Source organism: Candidatus Eisenbacteria bacterium, from assembly GCA_016867715.1.
In the GTDB taxonomy this organism is placed as follows: Bacteria; Orphanbacterota; Orphanbacteria; order Orphanbacterales; family Orphanbacteraceae; genus VGIW01.
Genome location: VGIW01000124.1, coordinates 1 through 7,788, shown reverse-complemented (window position 1 = coordinate 7,788; position 7,788 = coordinate 1). Strand labels below are relative to the sequence as shown.

Genomic DNA, 7,788 nt, shown 5'->3' with positions numbered 1-7,788 from the left:
ACTTCCTTTCGGATGTCCTCCAGAAGGGCTCGCCGGCCGCGATCGTCGAGCGCGCGATCGCGTCCGTCCCGCTCACGCAGATCGTCGTTCCCGACGCGCGTCTCGCCCTCGGCGTTGCCGCGGCCGAGGTCCACGGGCATCCGAGCCGCGCGATCGATCTTCTCGGCGTGACGGGAACGAACGGAAAGACAACCGTCACTTTCCTCGTCCGCTCGATCCTCGATGCGGCGGGGCGCGCGTGCGGGCTCATCGGCACGCTCGGATGCCGCTGGGGAACGCACGAGCTTCCCGCGACGCACACGACGCCCGGCCCCGACATGCTTCACCGGATCCTCGCGCGCATGCGGCGGGACGGCGCGCGCGCGGTCGCGATGGAGGCTTCCTCGCACGCGGTCGCGCTCCGGCGTCTCGTCGCGCTCCGATTCCGCTCGATGGCCCTCACGAACGTGACGCGCGACCATCTCGACTTCCACGGGAGCGTCGAGGCGTACCGCCGCGAGAAGATGCGCCTCTTTCTTCCCGCGGAGATCGCCGACGACCGGATCGAGGTCGCCTCGGCCGTCCTCAACGCGGACGACGAAACGGGCGCGCGCCTTCTCGGTATCTCGCCCCTTCCACGCATCGTCTACGGAGAAGCCGAGGGGGCGGATCTTCGAGCCGTCGTCCTCCGGTCCGGGATCGGCGGAACCGCTCTCCGGTTTCTTTGCGGACGAGAAGAGGCGGAAGCCTTCCTCCCGATTCCGGGCGCCTTCAACGTCTCGAACGCGCTCGCGGCGGTCGGGCTCGTTCTTCAATCCGGACTCTCTCTCCGCGAGGCGGCCGCGGGGCTCGCGGAGTGCGAGACGCCTCCCGGCCGGATGGAGCGGGTCGACCGCGGGCAGCCTTTCGGCGTCGTGATCGACTACGCGCACACGCCGGACGGCTTCCTTCGGCTCCTCGACACGATCCGCCTCCTGACGGAGAAGCGCGTCCTTCTCGTGTTCGGCTGCGGGGGGGACCGCGATCGGGGGAAGCGGCCGATCATGGGGCGCATCGCGGCCGAGAAGGCGGACCTCGTCTTTCTCACGGACGACAACCCGCGCACCGAGGATCCGGAGAACATTCGGCTCGAGATCGAAGCGGGCCTCCGCGAGGGGAACGGCGTCTACGAAGGGATCCCCGACCGGAGGGAGGCGATCGCCCGCGCGTTCGCCCTCGCCCGCAAGGGGGACACGGTCGTCCTCGCGGGGAAGGGGCACGAGCGCTATCAGATTGTCGGGTTGGAGCGTTTTCCCTGGAACGAACGGCACATCGCGGAGGAGCTTCTGGACGAGCGAAGGGAGGGAGGCCGGTGAACGGCTACTCCGTCCGCGAGCTCGCGCGCATCCTCGCGGGGACGCCGCTCGGCCCCGCCCCGGCGGAGGGCCCGCGCGGGGGGCCTTCCGCGTCGATCGACACGCGGACGCTCCGTGCGGGGGATCTCTTCTTCGCTCTTCCCGGCGAGAAGACCGACGGCCATCGCTTCGTGGGTGAAGCATTTCGAAAGGGAGCCTCTCTCGCCGTGGTTCGGAAGGACCGCGCCGGGGATCTTCCGGCCGATCTTCCGCGCGAGAGGATTCTCGCCGTCGCCGACGCGGAAGAAGCGCTGGTACGTCTCGCCGCCGCGCACCGCGCGCGATTCTCGCCGCGCCTCTCGGCCGTCACCGGGTCGAACGGAAAGACGACGACGAAGGAGCTTCTCGCCGCGATCCTCTCGGCCGACGCGCCGACCCTCGCCTCTCCGGCGAACTTCAACACGATCCTCGGTCTTTCGCTCACGCTCCTTCGCCTCGAGGTGGCGCACCGCTGGGCGGTGGTGGAGCTCGGGATCAGCGCGCCGGGGGAGATGGACGCGCTCGGCGCCCTCGCGCGGCCGGACACGGCGCTCCTCACGAACGCGCACGCCGCGCATCTGGAGGGGTTGGGAAGCGTGAAGAATGTCGCCCGCGAGAAGTGCCGTCTCCTTTCGTATCTCGAGGGAGAGGCGGCCGTCTACGCGAACGGCGACGATCCGGCGCTTCTCGATGCGGTCGCGCGGACAGGCCGAACCGCGCGCACGTTCGGCTGGTCCGAGTCGTGCGCGGTCCGGCCGGAGCGCGTGGAGCCTTGGAACGAAGACGGGGTGCGTCTCGCGGTCGGAGGGGAGGCGTTCGCGGCGCCGGTTTACGGGATGCACAACGCGTACAACCTCCTCGCCGCCCTCGCGGTCGCGCGCGGGGCCCGTCTCGGGGCGGAGACGATCCGCGCGGGCCTCGCCCGCTTCCAGCCCCCTCCGGGCCGCTTCCGTCCGGAGCGCGCCGGAGGGGTTCTCCTTATCGACGACACGTACAACGCGAACCTCGCCTCCGCGCGGGGCGCGATCGACTTCCTCCAACACGTGAAGATCGAGGGGAAGCGGGTTCTCGTCTTCGGCGACATGCGCGAGCTCGGGGACCGCGAGGAGGAGGACCACCGCGAGGTCGGGCGCGCGGCCGCCCGCGCGGGGCTCGACCGGCTCGTTCTCGTCGGAGAATGCGTCCGATGGACCGCCGAGGAAGCTCTCCGCGCGGGCCTTCCGGCGGATCGGGTCGAGCGGATCGAGGAGCGCCAGGGGCTCGGCGCGCGCCTCGCTTCGGATCTCGAGGCGGGAGATTGTTTGGTTATCAAAGGTTCGCGCGCGATGCGCATGGAGGAGATTCTCGGCGATCTCCGAAGCTCGCTCGCCGCCGCCGCGGAGGGGAATCGCTAGATGCTCTACTTCCTTCTCTATCCGCTCCGCGACTCTCTTTCAATCTTCAACGTGTTCCGCTACATCACGTTCCGGAGCGCGTACGCGGCGGTGACCGCCCTTCTTCTCTGCTTTCTCCTCGGCCCGTGGATCATCCGGCGCCTGCGGAAGAGCCAGCTCCTCGAGGCCGGAAGCGATCTCACCCCGGAGACGCACCGCGCGAAGAGGGGGACCCCCACGATGGGAGGGATCCTCATCCTTCTCGCGGTCGCGGTCCCCACACTCCTTTGGGCGGACATGACGAACCGGTACGTCCAGCTCGCGCTCCTCACGACGCTCTGGCTCGGCGGCATCGGCTTCCTCGACGACTACCTCAAGGCGGTGAAGCGCTACCCGCGCGGCCTCGCCGGGCGCTACAAGCTCGCCGGACAGATTCTCCTCGGTCTTTTCCTCGGCGCGGTCCTCATGCTCGACCCGCCGGCGCCCGGCTGGGAGACCAAGACAACCGTCCCCTTCTTCAAGACCGTCGTGATCGACTTCCGCTATCTCTATCTCCCGTTCGTCGTGCTCGTGCTGACCGGCGCCTCGAACGGCGTCAACTTCACGGACGGCCTCGACGGCCTCGCGATCGGTCTCGTCGCCCTCGGCGCCTTCACCTTCGCGGGGATGGCTTACGTCACCGGAAACGTCCGCTTCGCCGAGTACCTGAACCTCCCGTTTCTCGGCGGGGTCGGAGAGCTCACCGTCTTCTGCGGCGCCCTCGTCGGCGCCTCGCTCGGCTTTCTCTGGTTCAACGCGCATCCGGCGGATGTCTTCATGGGGGACACCGGCTCCCTCGCGCTCGGCGGGGCTCTCGGCGCGGTCGCGATCTTCATCAAGATGGAGTTTCTCCTCGCGCTCGTCGGCGGGGTCTTCGTGATGGAAGTGCTCTCGGTGGTGCTGCAGGTCGCCTCCTTCCGTTGGCGGGGGAAGAGGATCTTCCTCATGGCGCCGCTCCATCACCATTTCGAGCTGAAGAATTGGACGGAGGAGAAGGTGGTGGTCCGCTTCTGGATCATCGGCATTCTCTTCGCGCTCCTTTCCCTCAGCACGTTGAAGCTGCGATGACGGACTGGAAGAACGAGAAGTACCTCGTCCTCGGGACCGCGCGGAGCGGGCGGGCGGCGGTCGACCTCCTCCTTCGCCTGGGCTCGGTCCCGCTGGCGTACGACCGGAACGAGCCGCCCGCGGACCAAGCTCCGGAGTTCCGCGCGTGGGAAGAGGAAGGGGCGCGCTTCCATTTCGGCGAGCCGGAGCCGCGCCTCCTGGACGGCATCGACCGGGTCGTCGTGAGCCCGGGATTCCCGCGGGACCATGCGATCCTTCGCGAGGCGGACGCGCGCGGGATCGAGGTTCTTTCGGAGATCGAGCTGGCGTTCCGCTCGTCCGACTGCCCCCTCGTCGCCGTCACCGGAACCAACGGGAAGTCGACGACGACGGAGCTCATCGGCGCGATCCTGGCGAAGGACGGCCGCCGGGTCGCCGTCGCGGGGAACATCGGGCGCGCCCTCTCCGGCGTCGTCGGTCCCTACCGCGATCCGGATCTCGTTGTGGTCGAGGTATCGAGCTTTCAACTTGAAACAATCCATTCCTTCCGCCCGCGCGTGGCCGTTCTCCTCAACATCACCGAAGACCACTTGGACCGGCACGGGAGCTTCGAGGAGTACGCTCGGATCAAGGCGCGCCTCTTCGAGAACCAGACCTCGGCCGACTGGGCGATCCTGAACTACGACGACCCCGCCTGCCGCGCGCTCGCGCGGAACGAGGCGCCTCGATGCGCGTGGATCAGCCGGTCGTTCTACGGCCGCATCCCGGGCGTCTACCTTCGCTACGGGGAGATCCTCTCGGCGCTCGAGGGGGAGGAGCTCGTCGCGCTCGAGAGGGACATCGCGATCCCCGGCCCGCACAACCGGACGAACGCGCTCGCGGCGGTCGCGGCCGCGAAGGTGCTCGGCGTGCCGAACGCGGTGATCCGGGAGACGCTCCGATCGTTCCCCGGCCTCGAGCACCGTCTCGAGCGGGTCGCGATCGTGAACGGCATCTCCTTCATCAACGATTCGAAGGCCACGAACGTGGAGTCGGTGGCGGTCGCGCTGCAAAGCTTCGACGCGCCGATCGTGTGGATCGCGGGCGGGCGGCCGAAGAAGCCGAACTTCCGCGATCTTCGGGATCTCGTGTCGATCCACGTGCGGGGGCTCGTCCTGATCGGCGAGGCCCGGCGGCTCATCGACGAGGCGTTCCCGGAGCTGCCCGAGCGCTGCTACGCACACTCGATGGAGCAGGCGGTTCTGTTGGCGTACCGGATGGCGCGGAAGGGAGATGTGGTCCTCCTCTCTCCCGGGTGCACGAGCTTCGATTGGTTCCGCGACTTCGAGGACCGGGGAAGGGTGTTCAAGGAGGCGGTGCGGGGGCTCGCCGAGAGGGAAAAACATGAAGACTGAAGGATCATCCGAGGGATTCCGGGCGGAGCGCTGCGGGCCGGACCGGATCCTGCTCGCCGTCGTTCTCCTTCTCGTCGGGATCGGGATCGTGGTCGTGTCGAGCGCGAGCAATTTCCGCGCGGCGGAGCTGTTTCGAGACCCGCATTACTTCCTCAAGAACCACTTGGTCCGCGTGGCGATCGCCCTCTTCGGGCTTTGGGCCGCCTATCGGACCGACTATCGCACGCTCACGCGCCGCTCGCGTCTCTTGATAGGGATCGGAATCGCGTTTCTCGTGCTCGTCCTCTTCATCGGGTGGGGCGACGAGGAGCGAGGGGCGCGCCGCTGGATCCGCTGGGGGCCGATCTCGTTCCAGCCGAGCGAGCTCGCCAAGCTCCTCATCATCGTGTACCTGGCGAGCTTTCTTTCCAGAAGGCAGCGAAGCCTCGAGGTCTTTCGTCCTCTCGTCCCGCCGATCGGAGTGCTTGGGCTGGTCATCGTGCTGATCGCGCTCCAGAAGAACCTTTCGGCGGTCGTGCATGTCGCGGCCCTCTCGATGCTCGTTCTCTTCGTGGGAGGAATCCGCTTGATCCATCTTGCCAAGGTGGCCGCGCTCTTCCTCGTGGTGGCCGCCGTCTCCGTCGCAGCCTGCCCGTATCAGCTCGACCGGATTCTCGACCGAAAGGACGGGCGGGAGGACAAGAAGGCATCCGACTACCAGGTCGATCAGTCGCTCATCGCGCTCGGATCGGGAGGCCTTACGGGGGTCGGCATTGGGCAGTCGAAGCAGAAGTACTTCTTCCTCCCCGATTCGCACACTGACTTCGTTCTGGGGATCATCGGAGAGGAAGGCGGCCTCGTCGGGACGGGAGCCGTGATGGTTCTCCTCCTTCTCTTCGCGTGGCGCGGGATGCGGATCGCCGCGCGCGCCCCCGACCGCGAGGGAAGGCTGCTCGCGTCGGGGATCACCTTCCTCGTCGCGCTCTACGCGATGATGCACGTCGCGGTCGTCACCGACGCAATGCCGACGACCGGGGTTCCGCTTCCGTTCGTGAGCTACGGCGGTTCGTCGATCATCGTCGCGCTTTTCGGCACCGGCGTGCTTCTCAACATTTCGAGGCAGTCGTACCGGCGCTCGTTCGCCTCGGCGGATCTCGCGCGCGAGCGCCTCGGGAAAAGGAGTCCATGAGGGTGGTCTTCGCGGGCGGCGGAACCGGGGGGCACATCTTCCCCGCGGTGGCGGTGATCGAGGAGCTTCGCGCGCGCGCGCATCTCGAGCCGCTCTTCATCATCGGCGGGGTCCGCGGCGCGCGGCTTCTCGAACCGTACGGGATTCCGTGGCGGTCGATCCCGGTGCGCGGCATGCCGCGGGGAAACCGCGCCGCTCTCGCCGGGTTCTTCCTCCGCCTCGCGATCGCCGTGATCCGATCGCTCGCGCTTCTTCTTCGGCGGAGGCCGGACGCGGTCGTCGCGATGGGAGGATACGCGAGCACGCCGGTCGCGTTCGCGGGGGCGCTCCTTCGCGTCCCCGTCTTCGCCGCGGAGCAGAACACGATCGCGGGCGTCGCCACGCGCTGGAACGCCCGCTTCGCGCGGCGCGTCTTCCTCGCCTACGAGGAGGCGCGCGAGGGTCTTCCGGCGCGCGCGCGCGCCCGAGTCACCGGGAACCCGGTCCGCCCGGAGATCCTTCGGGGGAACCGGGAGCGCGCGATCCGCCGGTACGAGTTGGACGATCGGCGCCGCACGATTCTCGTCGTCGGCGGCAGCCAGGGGGCCCGGACGATGAACCGCATCGTCCGGGAGGCTTTCGAGAGGTGGGAGGCGAGAGATGGGGTTCAGGTCCTCTTCCAAACCGGAGAGGCCGATTACGAGACGGTTCGGGAATCCTGCAGCCGGATCGCTCTCCTCGTGCGCCCCGTCCCGTTCCTCACCGACATGGGAGACGCCTTGGGCGCGGCGGACCTCGTTGTCTGCCGCGCCGGCGCCTCCACTCTCGCCGAGATCACCGCGCTCGGCCTGCCGTCGATTCTGATCCCGTTCCCTTCGGCGGCGGACCGGCATCAATCGCGGAACGCGGAGGTTCTCGCCGCGCGTGGCGCGGCGCTTCACTTCGAAGAGGAAAGGTTGACGCCCGAGATTCTCGGGCGCGCGATGAAGGAGCTTCTGGACGACGAGGCGCGGCGGCTGGAGATGGGCCGCCGGGCCCGCGCGCTCGGCCGGCCGGAGGCGGCGCGGCGGATCGCCGAGGAGATCCTGGCCGCGGTCGGGAAGGGGGGAGGGATTGAAGGTTCTCACACGAACGATTCAGGAGTCGAGGAAGGCGGCGTTCGGTAAGACGATGTTCGGAAGGGTGCGGAGGATTCATCTGGTCGGCATCGGCGGGACCGGGATGAGCGGGATCGCGGAGATCCTCCTCAACCTCGGCTTCGAAGTGACCGGCTCCGACCTCCGGCGTACCGATGTGACCGAGCGCCTCGAGGGGCTCGGTGCGAAGATCGTCGAGGGGCACGAATCGGACCTCGTCTGCGAGGCGCACGTCGTCGTCGTCTCCTCCGCGATCCGAAAGGAGAACCCAGAGGTTCGGAAGGCGGCCGAGGCGGGGAT

General features: G+C 68.3%; 7 protein-coding genes. All 7 read left to right on the top strand.

Features of this window, described 5'->3' with window-relative positions; genetic code table 11:
- On the top strand, window positions 1-1,334 hold a 1,334-nt coding region (locus FJY73_13520; GenBank protein ID MBM3321676.1), incomplete at its 5' end, for a UDP-N-acetylmuramoyl-L-alanyl-D-glutamate--2,6-diaminopimelate ligase.
- Window positions 1,331-2,746, top strand: coding sequence for a UDP-N-acetylmuramoyl-tripeptide--D-alanyl-D-alanine ligase (murF, locus tag FJY73_13515; protein ID MBM3321675.1), 1,416 nt, complete (start codon window positions 1,331-1,333; stop codon window positions 2,744-2,746). The genes FJY73_13520 and murF, both read left to right, overlap by 4 nt.
- Window positions 2,747-3,832, top strand: coding sequence for a phospho-N-acetylmuramoyl-pentapeptide-transferase (locus tag FJY73_13510; protein MBM3321674.1), 1,086 nt, complete (start codon window positions 2,747-2,749; stop codon window positions 3,830-3,832).
- The gene (gene murD, locus FJY73_13505) at window positions 3,829-5,205 is read left to right on the top strand and encodes a UDP-N-acetylmuramoyl-L-alanine--D-glutamate ligase (GenBank protein ID MBM3321673.1); all 1,377 of its coding nucleotides are present in this window, start codon (window positions 3,829-3,831) and stop codon (window positions 5,203-5,205) included. The genes FJY73_13510 and murD overlap by 4 nt, the downstream gene beginning before the upstream one ends.
- Window positions 5,195-6,373, top strand: a complete 1,179-nt coding sequence (ftsW, locus tag FJY73_13500) for a putative lipid II flippase FtsW (protein MBM3321672.1) — start codon at window positions 5,195-5,197, stop codon at window positions 6,371-6,373. Before murD ends, ftsW begins: the two co-directional genes overlap by 11 nt.
- Window positions 6,370-7,518 (top strand): undecaprenyldiphospho-muramoylpentapeptide beta-N-acetylglucosaminyltransferase, encoded by a 1,149-nt coding sequence (gene murG / locus FJY73_13495; GenBank protein ID MBM3321671.1) that lies wholly within the window; start codon window positions 6,370-6,372, stop codon window positions 7,516-7,518. The genes ftsW and murG overlap by 4 nt, the downstream gene beginning before the upstream one ends.
- A gap of 4 nt (window positions 7,519-7,522) precedes the next feature.
- Window positions 7,523-7,788, top strand: a 266-nt coding sequence (gene murC / locus FJY73_13490; protein ID MBM3321670.1) for a UDP-N-acetylmuramate--L-alanine ligase, incomplete at its 3' end; no start/stop codon positions are given.

Coding starts and splice junctions, on each gene's coding strand:
- FJY73_13510 (MBM3321674.1), top strand. CDS start 2,747: ATGCTCTACTTCCTTCTCTATCCGCTCCGCGACTCTCTTTCAATCTTC.
- murD (MBM3321673.1), top strand. CDS start 3,829: ATGACGGACTGGAAGAACGAGAAGTACCTCGTCCTCGGGACCGCGCGG.
- ftsW (MBM3321672.1), top strand. CDS start 5,195: ATGAAGACTGAAGGATCATCCGAGGGATTCCGGGCGGAGCGCTGCGGG.
- murG (MBM3321671.1), top strand. CDS start 6,370: ATGAGGGTGGTCTTCGCGGGCGGCGGAACCGGGGGGCACATCTTCCCC.